This window comes from Ruegeria sp. AF1 (assembly GCF_056542125.1).
In genome coordinates, this window is the sequence record NZ_JBQFZG010000007.1 from 150,072 (window position 1) to 163,015 (window position 12,944).

Here is a 12,944-nt window from a genome sequence, read left to right on the forward strand (position 1 = left end):
CGTCTTTGTCCGTATCCCAGAAATCATGGGGGTCTCTCGCGCGCAACGCGGCAAGAGTCAAGGTATCAGACAGGAACCTTTGGCGTTCGCGAGGGCTCAGCGCCGCCCGCCACTTCTCGGCACGATCAGTGCATTCCCAGCCAGCCTAGCTGTTGCGCTGGGTCCGAAGCTTGGCGAAGTAATCGAGGCGCTTTTTCAGCTCACGCTCGAACCCACGCTCGACCGGTTGATACAGAACCGGGCGTTTCATCGTTTCGGGGAAATAGTTCTGACCGGAAAACCCGTCTTCGGCGTCATGGTCATACGCGTAGCCGGCACCATATCCCTGATCCTTCATCAGTGATGTGGGGGCATTCAGGATATGTTTGGGCGGTGGCTCGCTTCCCGATTGCTTGGCCAGCCGCATCGCTGCCTTATAGCCGACATAGGCGCCGTTGGATTTCGGGGCCAGGGCCAGATAGACCAGCGCCTGCGCCAGCGCCAGCTCACCTTCGGGGGAGCCGAGCCGCTCATACGTTTCCCAGGATTGCAGGCATATGGCCTGCGCCTGCGGGTCGGCCAGACCGATATCCTCGACCGCCATCCGTGTGATCCGACGCGCCAGATAGCGCGGGTCTTCGCCCCCTGTCAGCATTCGCGCGAACCAGTACAGCGCCGCGTCCGGGTCGGACCCGCGTACCGATTTGTGCAGGGCTGAAATCAGGTTGTAATGTTCATCGCCCGACTTGTCATATTTCGCCGCCCGCCGCATCAGACGCGTCGACAGCGCGTCCGTGTCCAACGGCGCATCAACCTTCCAAGCCGAAACCTGTTCGATCAGGTTCAACAACGCCCGTCCGTCCCCATCGGCCATTTCCTGCAACGCATCGCGGGCTGCGGGTGTCAACGGCAACGCGCGGCCCAGCTCTTTTTCGGCACGCTGGGTCAGGCGTTCAAGATCGGAAAGGCCAAGCCGTTCCAGCACCAGAACCTGCGACCGGCTGAGAACAGCGGCGTTCAGCTCAAAGGACGGGTTCTCGGTCGTTGCCCCGACAAGAAGGATCGTGCCGTCCTCCATATGCGGCAGAAAACCGTCCTGCTGTGCCTTGTTGAAGCGGTGAATCTCGTCCACGAACAGCAAGGTCCCCTGCCCATTCTGACGCCTGATCTTGGCCGCTTCGAAAACCTTCTTCAAATCCGGCACACCGGTGAAAATCGCACTGATCTGAACGAAATGCAGATCGGTTTCCTGCGCCAGCAACCGTGCGATCGTCGTCTTTCCGACACCGGGCGGCCCCCAGAAGATCAGGCTGGACAGACTGCCCGACGCCAGCATGACCCCCAGCGGCGCATTCGGGCCAAGAACCTGTTCCTGACCGATGACCTCGGCAAGAGTCTGCGGGCGCAACCGGTCCGCCAGGGGACGGTGTGGCGCAGCGGTGGGTTCCGTTGGCCCGGTATCGAACAGATCGCTCACGGGTTACAGCCGGAACCGCAATGAGACTGACCGGCCACCGCGCAGAAGACCCATCTGCACACGACGACCCGGATCTGTCAGCGCATTCTCTACATCCCCAGGACGTTCGATGTCATTGGAATTGATGCTTTCAAGAATATCCCCCGATCGCAAACCCGCGCGTCCACCATAGGGACCGGGATCAACAACAACGACACCTGTCTGGGACAGTGGCAAGCCCATATCAGAGATCACCGCAGGGTTGACGCGGGACACCACCAGCCCCGGCAGGACAGTGTCTTCATCCAATGTCGTCTCTTCAGCCGCCGGGACTTCGGGCGCTTTGATCAGTGCCACCTCAACCTCTTCGCTCTGGGTGCCACGCAGCCGTGTCAGAACCGATGTTCCCCCAACCCCTGCGACAGACATGCGAAACTTCATCTCGGCAGGTGAGTTCACTTCGTCCCCGTCCACATGGGTCACGACATCCCCCACCTTAAGCCCCGCCTCGCGCAGCGGGCTAAGGTCATGCAGGTCCGAGATGACAACACCCAGTGGGATGGCAAGACCAAGGGATTCAGCAATATCCGCGCTCATATGCTGACCGGTCATGCCTGCCCAAGGGCTGACAAAACTGTCATTGCCCTGCTGTGCCTGTTTCAGGAACTCGGCCACAAGATTTGCGGGGATGGCAAAACCGATGCCATTCGACCCGCCCGAGCGTGTCAGAATAGACGTGTTGATCCCGATCAGGTCCCCGTTCATATCAATCAGCGCACCGCCGGAATTCCCCGGATTGATCGCTGCATCTGTCTGAATGAAATACCCGCGCGCATTGCCCGTCGCCGTACCTGTACGCGCCAAGCCCGAGATGATGCCAGAGGACACCGTCTGCCCCACCCCGAACGGGTTGCCGATGGCAAGGGCCAGTTCGCCAACCTCGACCTGATCGGAATCGCGCAGGGTCAGGTAGGGCAGATCTTGCGCCTCTTCCAGACGCAGGATCGCAATATCGCTTTCTTCGTGCCCCAGTACGACCGTGGCAGAAAACTCGCGCCGATCGGTTGTCACGACCCTGATCTCGGTCGCCGAGCCTACAACATGGTAGTTGGACACAACGTAACCATCTTCAGACAGGATGACCCCGGAGCCCAGCGAATTCTGAACCCGCGGCTGCGGTGTTCCCAGGCTGCCGCCGAAGAAATCCCGAAAGAACGGGTCCGAATAAAACGGGCTGGCCCGCCCCTGCCGCACGATCTTGGCGTAGATATTCACCACCGCAGGCGAGGCCTTTTTGACCACCGGAGCAAAGCCCAGAGAGATTTCGGACTGTGATTGCGGGACGCGGGTTTCGGCAAATGCTGGCAGGGCCATGACAAGCATAAGAGAAATAATGGATGCGCGGATCATGGGGGCTCCGGATTAGATCATCCTTGGGATATGCGGGGCAAAGGCGATAAATGCAAGCCGCGCGCTCAGCTTCGGCGGCGCAGGAACTTGAGCCCGGACCAATCGGCGTCACCCGCGCAAACCTGCACGTCGACCCAGCCCAGCGGCAGGATTTCACTGCGCAGCATATCCTCGGTCACACCTGCGTGCAGTGGCGAAGATTTCTTGGCCCAGGACACCCACAGCATTCCTCCGGGCCGTATGTGGGCGATTTGCTCAGCGGCCATTTCGGCGATCTGGTTCGGGTGGTTCAGGAACATGTGAACCGCATCCGCGAGATCGGCTACGGGGTCGAACAGAACACCGTCGGCACCCGCTGTCAGGTTTGCATAATGGGCAAGGGCGTTGAGCGTACGGACCATGTATCCGGGTTTGAATCCCAGTTTCGCCCAGAGCGGTTTGCCCGAGTATCCTGCTGTGGGTTCACTTGCCATAACAGCCTGAACTTATGGCGCAAATCGAATGAAGGCAATTGGTTGGCTGAGGCACAAAAAAGCCCGCCCGATTGCTCGGGCAGGCGCATCAGGTCGATGACCGTCGTGCTTATTCTTCGGCTGCGGCCTCTTCGGCGGCAGCGCGGGCTTTGTCCGCGGCGCCTTTGGCATCGATGTCGCGATCGACGAATTCGATGATCGCCATCGGAGCCATGTCACCATAGCGGAATCCGGCTTTCAGGATGCGGACATAACCGCCCTGACGCTCAGCATAGCGGGGGCCCAGAACTTCGAACAGCTTGGCGACGTCTTTGTCTTCTTTCAGCTGTGCTGCGGCCTGACGGCGGGCGTGCAGGTCGCCGCGCTTGCCCAGGGTGATCAGCTTTTCGATGATCGGGCGCAGTTCTTTTGCCTTGGGCAGAGTTGTCTTGATCTGCTCATGTTCGATGAGCGAGCCAGCCATGTTTGCAAACAGAGCCTTGCGGTGCTCATGAGTACGGTTCAGGCGGCGGTAACCACGTGCGTGACGCATTTTTCAATTCCTTCTTTCGCGTTTTGCTTTGTCCGGCCTCCGATGCGTGTCAGAGGCTCACCTTGGGGCGGGATTGCCCGGATTGTACGTTTTGTACCGGCTTTCAGACCCCATTGGTCCGAAATGTACAAAACCTGCGACGGCAGGTTGGACCCGCCGCCACAGCCGAAGATGCTTAGAATGCGTCTTCGAATTTCTTTGCCAGATCTTCGATGTTGTCGGGCGGCCAATCCTCGACATCCATGCCGAGGTGCAGACCCATGCCGGACAGCACTTCCTTGATCTCGTTCAGCGACTTGCGGCCGAAGTTCGGGGTGCGCAGCATCTCGGCTTCGGTCTTCTGGATCAGGTCGCCGATATAGACGATGTTGTCGTTCTTCAGGCAGTTTGCCGAACGGACCGACAGCTCCAGCTCGTCCACTTTCTTCAGCAGCAGCGGGTTGAACTCCAGACCATCGTCTTCGTCCTGACGGTTTGCCGATTCCGGCTCGTCGAAGTTGACGAAGATCGAAAGCTGATCCTGCAGGATGCGCGCGGCGTAGGCCAGTGCGTCATCGGGAGTGATCGAACCGTCGGTATCGATCTTCAGGGTCAGCTTGTCATAGTCCAGAACCTGACCTTCGCGGGTCGGCTGCACGTCATAGGCGACTTTCTTGACCGGCGAATAGATCGCGTCGATCGGGATCAGGCCGATGGGCGCATCTTCCGGCTTGTTCTTTTCAGCCGAAACGTAACCCTTACCGGTGTTGACGGTCAGCTCCATGAACAGGTCGGCGCCGTCGTCCAGGTGACAGATGACGTGATCGCGGTTCAGAACCTCGATACCTGCGCTTTCGCTGATGTCACCTGCGGTAACGATTGCCGGACCTTTGGCATTGATCGACAGGCGCTTGGGGCCTTCGACTTCCATGCGCAGGGCAACCTGCTTGAGGTTCAGGATGATGTCGGTGACGTCTTCACGCACGCCCGCAACCGAGGAGAACTCGTGAAGGACGTTGTCGATCTGGACGCTGGTGATGGCCGCGCCTTGCAGCGAGCTCATCAGGACGCGACGCAGGGCGTTGCCCAGGGTCAGACCAAAACCACGCTCCAGCGGTTCGGCAACCAGGGTCGCCTGACGCGCAGGGTCATTGCCCGGCTTGGCTTCCAGCTGGGTCGGCTTGATCAATTCTGCCCAATTCTTGTGGATCATGTAATCCCTCCATTCCTGCCCGCGCCCCATGACCAACAAGGTGCAGACGCCCGAGGTTCAAAATGACGTGCTGGGGCCGTGTAAAAACACAGCCCCAGCTTAATTTCAGATCGCTTAGACGCGACGACGCTTCGGCGGACGGCAGCCGTTGTGAGCAATAGGGGTCACGTCACGGATCGACGTGATGTTGAAGCCCACGGCAGCCAGTGCGCGCAGAGCCGACTCACGACCCGAACCGGGGCCTTGAACTTCGACTTCCAGCGTCTTGACGCCATGTTCCTGCGCTTTCTTGCCTGCGTCTTCCGCAGCCATCTGCGCGGCATACGGGGTAGATTTCCGCGATCCCTTGAAGCCCATGGTACCGGCAGACGACCACGAGATGGCGTTGCCCTGTACGTCCGAGATCAGGATCTTGGTGTTGTTGAAGGTCGAGTTCACATGGGCAACGCCCGATGCGATGTTCTTGCGCTCTTTGCGCTTGATGCGAGTCTTATCGCGTGCCATCGGTCAGACCCTCCCTTATTTCTTCTTACCGGCAATGGCCTTTGCGGGGCCTTTGCGGGTACGAGCGTTGGTGTGGGTACGCTGACCGCGAACCGGCAGGTTGCGGCGGTGACGCAGACCGCGATAGCAGCCCAGGTCCATCAGACGCTTGACGTTCATCTGAACTTCGCGACGCAGGTCACCTTCGACGGTGTAGTTGGCGTCGATATGTTCGCGGATGGCCAGAACTTCGGCATCCGACAGTTCATTGACGCGGCGGTGCGCTTCAATGCCCACGGCTTCGCAGATCGCGTTGGCCGAGGTGTTGCCGATACCGGTGATATATGTAAGGGCGATTGGAACCCGCTTTGCAGTCGGGATGTTTACGCCGGCAATACGTGCCACGTGTCACTTTCCTTTTTGTTGCGGTTCCGTAACTCCGGAACCTTTTTTCACAACACTTTACCGTGGCAGTGACGCCAGAGGGTCCAGTATTATTCGAGGTGGTCGGGGCAATTGGGACGAATCCCGCATGCGGTCTTGATTCCCTTTAGGGATGGGGGTCGATATGGGCTTTTGGCGCTGGCGTCAAGTCCGAAACGAGGACCATCAATCTCGATGGTAATTACAGAGAACTCAAAAGCCTAGATATCGCGAACTTTGGAGCAGTTAAGACCACTTATCAACGCTGATGTTTGACCCTGGATCGTGAGCGATGCTCAATCCCATTCGTTGAAACTCATACTGAATAACTAAAATCTGGTTTTGCAAAGCATCACGCTTACGACGGATGTCCCACGTGATCAAAGCAGGTAGACCAAATACAGTAAGGAGGTAAAACAGAGACACGCTGATATGCTGCAAAATGTACTCTGCCAAGAACAGCCACAATGCAACGATGGGTAATCCAAGCAAGAACCATCGCTTCGTAGACTTTATGAAAAGGCTGCGCCCCTCTTCCAAAAGTTCTCTATAAAGATCAATCTTTGGCTCCAATTCAGGAGGCACAGCTGCGTTTCGATAAATCATACGAAGTCCCGGCGGACTAACCCAGTATCGCCTCGATCGACGCGGTGACTTCCTTGATATCCGCCAGCCCATTCACCGGACGCAGATCGCCCTTGGCGTAGTAATAACCGATCAGCGGCGAGGTCTTTTTATAGTACTCCATCAACCGTGTGCGCAGGCTGTCTTCGTTGTCATCGGCGCGGCGCTGGAAGTCATTTTCCTTGCCGCAATTGGTGCATTTGCCATCCGCCGGAATTGGCTTGGTGTTGTCGTTATAGACTTCACCACATCCGCCACAGGTTGAGCGTGCGGTGATCCGGCCCACCAGCGCGTCGTCATCAACGCGCATCTCGATCACGGTGTGCAGCGACTGGCCCAGCTTGGCCAGCAAAGCGGCCAGAGCATCGGCCTGCGCCAGCGTGCGGGGAAAGCCGTCAAAGATGAAACCGGCCCCTGTTTCGGTGGTCAGTTTCTCTTCGATCAGGCCGATCACGATTTCATCGGTGACCAGCTTGCCCTCATCCATGATCGCCGCAACCTTCCGGCCCATCTCGGTGCCCGAGGTCTTGGCTTCGCGCAGCATGTCGCCCGTGCTGAGCTGCACCATGCCGCGTGTTTCCACCAGGTGACGGGCCTGCGTTCCTTTCCCAGCCCCCGGGGGGCCCAACAGAATGATATTCATCGACGAGAGGGTCCCTTCCTGCCGCGTTTCTTGCTTTTGCCGCGCAGTTGAGACTTTTCGATAAGCCCTTCGTATTGATGCGCCAGAAGATGGCTCTGAACCTGCTGGATCGTATCCATGGTCACGGAGACGATAATCAGAACCGAGGTGCCGCCGAAATAGAACGGGATGGCAAACTGGTTGCGCAGAATCTCGGGCAGCAGGCAGACCAGTGCCAGATAGGCCGACCCCAGAACCAGCACGCGGTTGACCACGTATTCCAGATACTCGGCGGTTTTCTTACCCGGGCGGATACCGGGCACGAACCCGTTCTGCTTTTTCAGGTTGTCCGCCACATCATCCGGTTTGAACGACACGTTGAACGTGTAGAAATACGCAAAGAACACGATCATCGACGCGAAGAACAGCAGATACAGCGGCTGTCCGGGGCCGAAATTGGCCAGCAGCCACGACATGATCGGCCCATTTGCCGCGCCCGACGAGAAGGTCGAGATCGTCACCGGCAGCAGCAGCAGCGAGCTGGCAAAGATCGCCGGGATCACGCCCGCGGGGTTGACCTTGACCGGCAGGTGGCTGGAGCCGCCTTCGTAGATTTTCATCCCGGCCTGACGGCGCGGGTACTGAATATGGATCTTTCGCAGCGCCCGTTCCATGAAGACCACGAACATGATGACGGCAATCACCATCACGATCACGCCAACGATCACGGCGGGGCTGATTGCGCCCGAACGGCCCGACGCGAAGAACTGCGCCAAGGCGGCGGGGACCTCGGCGATGATGCCGACGAAAATGATCAGAGAGATACCGTTGCCGATGCCGCGTGCGGTGATCTGCTCACCCAGCCACATCAGGAACATGGTGCCGCCGACCAGTGTGATCATGGTCGACATGCGGAAATACAGCCCCGGATCGGTCGCCAGATCGCCCGATTCCAGCGAAACGGCCAGACCATAGGCCTGGACGGTGGCCAGCGCCACGGTGCCGAAACGGGTGTATTGGTTGATCTTCTTGCGGCCCTGCTCGCCCTCTTTCTTGAGCTGTTCGAGCGCGGGAACCATCGACGTCAGCAGCTGCACGATGATCGAGGCCGAGATATAGGGCATGATGCCAAGGGCAAAGATGCCCATTCGGCCAAGCGCCCCGCCTGTAAACATCGAAACCATACCGCCGATGCCCTGCCCCGCCTGCTCCATGAACTCGCGCAATGCTGCTCCGTCGATCCCCGGCACCGGAATGAAGGTGCCCAGACGATAGACGATCAGCAAACCCAGCGTGAACAGGATGCGGTTGCGCAGATCGGTGGCCTTGCCAAGGGCAGCCCAGCTTGTGTTGGCTGCCATTTGTTCTGCTGCTGATACCATAAAGTCGGTCTCTCTTATGCAAACGCCGCCCGGAACCGTTTTCCGGCTCGGACGGCGTCTTGGAAAACTCTGAAGTCTATGTAAGCGGGTCTTTGCCCGCTCACAAGCGCTTACTCTGCCGCAGCGGCTTTTGTGACTTTCAGTGAACCGCCCGCTTTTTCAACTGCCTCGACGGCAGCTTTCGACGCACCGGTCACTTCCAGATCAACCTTGGCGCTGATCTCGCCTTTGGCCAGAACGCGGATACCGTCCAGCTTGCGGCGGACCAGACCGGACGCAACCAGAGCGTCTTCGGTGATCGCGGCCTTGGCGTCCAGCTTGCCGGCTTCGACGAATTTCTGGATCAGGCCCAGGTTGATGACGGCGAATTCCTTGCGGTTTGGCTTGTTGAAGCCACGCTTGGGCAGACGCTGGTACAAGGGCATCTGACCGCCTTCATAGCCATTGATGGCCACACCCGAGCGGGATTTCTGGCCTTTGATACCACGGCCACCCATTTTACCTTTGCCGGAACCCGGACCACGGCCAACGCGGGTGCGTTTTGGGGCGGCGCCAGGATTGTCGCGCAATTCGTTCAGTTTCATTTCGCTTCTCCTAAGCCGGATATGACCCCCGAAGCGTGATGGGCCAAACACGGCATTTCTTGGTTTTGATTCTCGCGGCCAAAAAGCCACCGCAGGCGTATAGGCCCGATGGCAGGGCTTGGCAAGACTGTAGATCGCCAGCCGCTTGTCATGACCGGCAAAAGCCCCGGGACCGGCCCCGCGGGTGAACCCAAAAGGACACCTTCACCGGGGTCTGACCGAAAATCGAGCACGAAATATGGCGATTTTGGCAATTATCGCTTGCCATGACCGGGCGGTAGTCTATCCGGATTGCCACAAACAAGAACTTGGCAGGCGCATGACTGAAACCACTCTCTCGACCCGGAAACAGCCGGAGACTACCGCTGCACGTGACTGGGTAACAACGCTTGCCAAATATCGCGAACCCGACCAGCTGCGCAGCGCGTTTGAGCTGGGCGTCAGTATCATCCCCTTCTTCGCGCTCTGGGCTTTGTCCTGGATGTCGCTGTCGGTCAGCTATTGGCTTGCTTTTGCGATTTCCGTTCTCAACGCGGCCTTTCTGTTGCGCCTGTTTGCCATCCAGCACGATTGCGGGCACGGCGCGTTCTTCAAGAACCGGACGGTCAGTGACTGGGTTGGACGCTCGATCGGAGTTCTGACGCTGACACCTTATGATGTCTGGCGCCGCACGCATTCCACACATCACAACAGTTCCGGCAATCTGGGCAAACGCGGGATGGGCGATATCCACACCCTGACCGTGGCCGAGTATCAGGCGAAAACCCCGATGAACCGGTTCTGGTATCGTGTGTATCGAAACCCGATCACCCTGTTCGTCTTTGGCCCCGGATATCTGTTCCTGTTTCAGAACCGCCTTCCACTGGGTCTGACAGACAGCGTCCGGTTCTGGGTCAGCGCGATGGCCACCAATCTTGCCATTCTGGTTGCGCTTGTGGCCATCTACTATTTTGGCGGGCTGATGCCGATGGTGCTGATCTTCCTGCCCTCGACCCTGATTGCCGCCACCGCCGGGGTATGGCTGTTCTATGTGCAACACCAGTTCGAGGACACACATTGGGACGCCGATGAAGACTGGCAGTTGCACGAAGCGGCGCTGCACGGAAGCTCTCATTATATACTGCCGTCCGTGTTGCAGTGGTTCACCGCCAATATCGGTATCCACCACGTGCATCACCTGTACAGCCGCATTCCGTTCTATCGCCTGACCGAAGTGCTGCGCGACCATGATGAACTGGCAAACAGCAACCGGATGACCATCCGCGAGAGCCTCGCCAACGCGCGCCTGCACCTGTGGGATGAGCAAAGCCGCCGACTGCTGTCCTTCGCCGAGGCCCGCGCGCTTTATGGGTGAGGTCCTCCGCGGCGTCGAGCGCAGGCGGAGTTTTCAGAGTTACCGGTCCGTGAGCCGCGCCAGCGACTGCCCGTGGGGTGGCGCTGCAACAGCTGATCAGCGCGCTTTATGGTACCAGATACATCCGAATTCCCAGCGAGGCGCTAACGCCCCCAAAGCGCCAGCCCGCCGGGGCGGGCAGTCGCTGGCGCGGCGGCCTTCGGCCTTGTCCCGCGCTTGGTCGCGTCAATGAACGGGCTTTGAGGAGGCAGGTTTATAGTTGATAGTTGTAGGTCGATGCTTGGCGAGTTAGCCCTTACTCAATTCTCAATGATTTATGCAGGTAATAATCTTTGCCAATCATCAAACCGGAAGAACTGAGCAAGCTTAAACACCTTAATCCTATGGCTGTCGGGGAACGTCACGTCGTAATGTGCCCGGTTTGGAATGGTCTAGAATGGACGCTTTGGATGCCGACGCAGGACGGGTTGCTAATCAAAGCGAAAATGCAAGATGCAGCACATTGCACCTACCTAACAAAAGGCGCTTTGGCTGACGAAAACGATCTTTTGTTTTCGTTTTTGAATTTTTCACATCAAAAGCTTAGCTTCCCTGAAATTCGAGGCCTTGTTCATGCGATTGAGGATGATTTTCACCTCCTCGCCGTTCACGCCGCGAAGCTGTCCTTCTTCTTTGAACAAAGAGATACTGTGGCGGCTACGCTATTATCCTCATTTGTTCGCTCAGAGTTAGAAGGCATGCTAGTGACATCAAGATCGGTGTTCGACCTTACTCACGAGGTTTTTAGTAAGATTTGGAATGATCGCGTCGCTTTGTTAAACAAACAGGATGACGCCAAGAAACGACAAAACAGATTACCAAGAAAGCTCACGAAATTTGTCCTGCAAGATGACAAGATACGCGCTGCTGTCGATATCACGAATACATATGCCCTCCCGGATAAAATAGCCGAAACCTACAATAAACACGCTTCGTCACTTCAACGGATACGGGGTGCGAGAGATTTGATCGTCCACGGCACTAGGAGTACAGAGCATATATACATTACTGAGCGCGGTTTTGCGGTTAACCCAAACAGCGCTCCGTTTGATGAGATAGAGTGGCAAGACTATCACCGGTATAATGAGAACTTGGTTTCATTGAAGCCTTGGGTGGCGCATCTGGTTTTGGGAACTATCGAGGCATGTAGTGAAATTTTGGAATCGCTTCTTTTGGCTGTGGATTTCGGGCCGGATATGTTTCCAGAATATCAAGTGCGCCTTCGAGATCCGGCCAACTATGCGATTGTCGATTTGTTAAATGCTGCATCGGAAAACATAAAAGTTGCTGAAGCCTCGGCGTTTTGGAATGATACTAGTTAAGCTGAAAGTAACTTGAGTGACAAAAGACGTCGAACTAGCTGATCACCTATAGACACCCACCCCCAACACTGCTAAACGCTCCCAATCTTGCGGCCTCGGATTCGTTCCGGGGCCTTAGATATTTTGCAACCGGGGACCTTCGGGGCCCTATACCTTTGGCACCTACGGGGGCCTATCACATAGCGGGGGACCTCCCCTGCACTTGCTAAACGGAAGACAGAAAGCATGGCACTCAAGTCGTACAAGCCGACGACGCCGGGCCAGCGCGGGCTGGTGCTGATCGACCGTTCGGAGCTTTGGAAAGGACGTCCGGTCAAGTCTCTCACAGAGGGTTTGACCAAATCGGGCGGCCGGAACAACACCGGACGGATCACTTCACGCCGCCGCGGCGGTGGCGCAAAGCGTCTCTACCGGATCGTTGACTTCAAACGGAACAAATTTGATGTCGCGGCAACCGTCGAGCGGATCGAATATGACCCGAACCGGACCGCGTTCATCGCACTGGTAAAATACGAAGACGGCGAGCAGGCGTATATCCTGGCTCCGCAGCGTCTGGCTGTTGGTGACAAGGTCATCGCGTCGGCAAAGGCCGATATCAAGCCGGGCAACGCAATGCCGTTCTCGGGCATGCCCATCGGTACCATTGTCCACAACATCGAGATGAAGCCTGGCAAAGGCGGTCAGATCGCACGTGCGGCCGGTACTTACGCGCAATTCGTGGGCCGCGATGGCGGTTACGCTCAGATCCGTCTGAGCTCGGGCGAGCTGCGCATGGTCCGTCAGGAATGCATGGCCACCATCGGTGCCGTGTCCAACCCCGACAACAGCAACCAGAACCTCGGTAAAGCCGGTCGTATGCGCCATAAGGGCGTGCGTCCGTCGGTTCGTGGTGTTGCTATGAACCCGATCGATCACCCGCATGGTGGTGGTGAGGGTCGTACCTCGGGTGGCCGTACGCCGGTTACGCCGTGGGGTAAGGACACCAAGGGTAAGCGTACCCGCAACAAGAACAAAGCGTCCCAGAAGCTGATCATCCGCTCGCGGCACGCCAAGAAGAAGGGACGTTAAT

Annotated in this window: 14 protein-coding genes; 3 read left to right on the forward strand and 11 right to left on the reverse strand. The window is 57.6% G+C overall.

Going from position 1 to position 12,944, the window contains the following annotated elements; all coding sequences use genetic code 11:
- Positions 1-145: 145 nt before the first annotated feature.
- From ACR0BK_RS12180 to rplO, 11 genes are all read right to left on the reverse strand, one after another.
- Complete coding sequence (locus ACR0BK_RS12180; protein ID WP_480554832.1) at positions 146-1,456, reverse strand: replication-associated recombination protein A; 1,311 nt, start codon at positions 1,454-1,456, stop codon at positions 146-148.
- A 3-nt stretch (positions 1,457-1,459) separates the two neighbouring features.
- On the reverse strand, positions 1,460-2,845 hold the full coding sequence (locus ACR0BK_RS12185; protein ID WP_480496029.1) for a trypsin-like peptidase domain-containing protein: 1,386 nt from the start codon (positions 2,843-2,845) through the stop codon (positions 1,460-1,462).
- 65 nt (positions 2,846-2,910) lie between these two features.
- Positions 2,911-3,318, reverse strand: coding sequence for a hypothetical protein (locus tag ACR0BK_RS12190; protein ID WP_480554834.1), 408 nt, complete (start codon positions 3,316-3,318; stop codon positions 2,911-2,913).
- A 109-nt stretch (positions 3,319-3,427) separates the two neighbouring features.
- Positions 3,428-3,850, reverse strand: a complete 423-nt coding sequence (gene rplQ / locus ACR0BK_RS12195) for a 50S ribosomal protein L17 (protein WP_480474043.1) — start codon at positions 3,848-3,850, stop codon at positions 3,428-3,430.
- 175 nt (positions 3,851-4,025) lie between these two features.
- Positions 4,026-5,042: a DNA-directed RNA polymerase subunit alpha gene (locus ACR0BK_RS12200; RefSeq protein WP_480474044.1), complete on the reverse strand. Its 1,017-nt coding sequence runs from the start codon at positions 5,040-5,042 to the stop codon at positions 4,026-4,028.
- A 114-nt stretch (positions 5,043-5,156) separates the two neighbouring features.
- A complete protein-coding gene (gene rpsK / locus ACR0BK_RS12205) occupies positions 5,157-5,546 on the reverse strand; it encodes a 30S ribosomal protein S11 (RefSeq protein WP_170462414.1) in 390 nt (129 codons plus the stop codon).
- 15 nt (positions 5,547-5,561) lie between these two features.
- Positions 5,562-5,930, reverse strand: a complete 369-nt coding sequence (gene rpsM / locus ACR0BK_RS12210; RefSeq protein WP_209505862.1) for a 30S ribosomal protein S13 — start codon at positions 5,928-5,930, stop codon at positions 5,562-5,564.
- A gap of 264 nt (positions 5,931-6,194) precedes the next feature.
- The gene (locus ACR0BK_RS12215) at positions 6,195-6,554 is read right to left on the reverse strand and encodes a hypothetical protein (RefSeq protein WP_480554835.1); all 360 of its coding nucleotides are present in this window, start codon (positions 6,552-6,554) and stop codon (positions 6,195-6,197) included.
- A gap of 16 nt (positions 6,555-6,570) precedes the next feature.
- Positions 6,571-7,215, reverse strand: coding sequence for an adenylate kinase (locus ACR0BK_RS12220; protein ID WP_480554836.1), 645 nt, complete (start codon positions 7,213-7,215; stop codon positions 6,571-6,573).
- Positions 7,212-8,576: a preprotein translocase subunit SecY gene (secY, locus tag ACR0BK_RS12225; RefSeq protein ID WP_480496035.1), complete on the reverse strand. Its 1,365-nt coding sequence runs from the start codon at positions 8,574-8,576 to the stop codon at positions 7,212-7,214. Before secY ends, ACR0BK_RS12220 begins: the two co-directional genes overlap by 4 nt.
- 110 nt (positions 8,577-8,686) lie before the next feature.
- Positions 8,687-9,160: a 50S ribosomal protein L15 gene (gene rplO, locus ACR0BK_RS12230; RefSeq protein WP_480496037.1), complete on the reverse strand. Its 474-nt coding sequence runs from the start codon at positions 9,158-9,160 to the stop codon at positions 8,687-8,689.
- Positions 9,161-9,479: 319 nt separating this feature from the next.
- Between rplO and ACR0BK_RS12235 the strand changes: the two genes are divergently transcribed.
- The 3 genes from ACR0BK_RS12235 to rplB all read left to right on the forward strand — a co-directional run bounded on the left by ACR0BK_RS12235 (position 9,480) and on the right by rplB (position 12,943).
- The gene (locus tag ACR0BK_RS12235) at positions 9,480-10,514 is read left to right on the forward strand and encodes a fatty acid desaturase (protein ID WP_480547319.1); all 1,035 of its coding nucleotides are present in this window, start codon (positions 9,480-9,482) and stop codon (positions 10,512-10,514) included.
- Positions 10,515-10,846: 332 nt separating this feature from the next.
- Positions 10,847-11,875 (forward strand): hypothetical protein, encoded by a 1,029-nt coding sequence (locus ACR0BK_RS12240; RefSeq protein ID WP_480554838.1) that lies wholly within the window; start codon positions 10,847-10,849, stop codon positions 11,873-11,875.
- 225 nt (positions 11,876-12,100) lie between these two features.
- On the forward strand, positions 12,101-12,943 hold the full coding sequence (rplB, locus tag ACR0BK_RS12245; RefSeq protein ID WP_170531634.1) for a 50S ribosomal protein L2: 843 nt from the start codon (positions 12,101-12,103) through the stop codon (positions 12,941-12,943).
- Position 12,944 lies beyond the last annotated feature (1 nt).